Here is a 1,286-nt window from a genome sequence, read left to right on the forward strand (position 1 = left end):
ATCTCCGGCGCCTCCGACGAACGCGCCGAGGGGGCCACGCCGCCCGCCGACCCTGCCGCGGGCGATCACACCCCCGCGCCCGGCAACGCACCACCCGGTGCTCCCGCCACCCCGTCTTCCTCCGCCACCTCCGGCGGAGGCACCCCGTACGCCCACGCTCGCCTCGGCGACGACGGCGTGCTCCCGCTCCGTGCCTGGGAGCGGGTTGCCGGCGCCTCGGACGATGCCCTCCCCGGCTCGCCCGTCGCCGACACCGACGTCTCTCCTGACTGACTGACCGTCGCGCCATCCCCGCGGATGGCAGATGCCGTGCTGCGCGCGCACCTCATCGCGTGCACCCATCAGACACCCCAGTCATGTCAGGAGAACCATCATGCGTACTTACGCGAAGCGAGCCCTGTGGGGCGCGCTCCTCGCCGGCGGGATCACCCTGCTCGGCGCGACGGCCGCCAATGCGGCCGAGACATCCGGAGACGACGGACTGCTCTCCGGCACCCAGGCGGTGGCACCCATCACGGCGCCGATCACGGTCGTGGACAACGCGATCTCCGTGCTCGGCGATGCGGTGGCTCCCGCACCGGCCCCGGCTCCGGCCCCGGCTCCCGCTCCGGCTCCCGCACCCGCTGCGGAGACGGACGGCGGCTCGGGCACCGCGTCGGGAACCCAGGCGGTCGTGACCGTGAACCTGCCCGTCACCGTGTCGGGCAACGCGATCAGCCTCACCGACGACTCCACGACCAGCACCCCGGCCGCCGCTCCACCCCAGAGCGCGGCTCCCCAGGCCTCTGACGCGGCCGGGGTGCTTTCCCTCGACACCGACGGCATGGACGGTGTGCTCTCGGGCACGCAGGCCCTGCTCGCGGTGAACGCCCCGGTGACCGTGTCGGGCAACTCGCTGTCGCTCCTGGGCGACGCCGAGTCGGCCTCGACCGACGCGGAGGCCGCACCACCGGCTCCCGCGACCGGCGTCGATGCGGGCACCAGCGGTGAGGACGGCACGGCCAGCGGCACGCAGGTCGTCGCCCCCGTGACGGCTCCCGTGACCGTGACCGGCAACGCCATCTCGCTGCTCGGCGACAGCGCCAGCACCGGCGGCACCGGCACCGGCACGGCTCCCACCGCACCCGCGAACGGCGGCAGCCCCGCCACCTCGGGTGAGGACGGCGTCGTCGGCGGCTCGCAGGTCGTCGCACCCATCACCGCCCCCATCGGCGTGACCGGCAATGCTATCTCCGTGCTCGACGACGCCACCGTCACCGGCGGCACCACCGGTACCGGGACCACGG

General features: G+C 74.5%; 2 pseudogenes. Both read left to right on the top strand.

The window, feature by feature from the left end:
- A pseudogene (locus DW309_RS19865) lies at positions 1–273 on the top strand (hypothetical protein); the annotation flags it as partial.
- A gap of 100 nt (positions 274–373) precedes the next feature.
- Positions 374–1,286: pseudogene (locus DW309_RS01840) on the top strand (hypothetical protein); the annotation flags it as partial.

It is taken from the genome of Microbacterium sp. K41 (assembly GCF_004794395.1).
Classification (GTDB): domain Bacteria; phylum Actinomycetota; class Actinomycetes; order Actinomycetales; family Microbacteriaceae; genus Microbacterium; species Microbacterium sufflavum.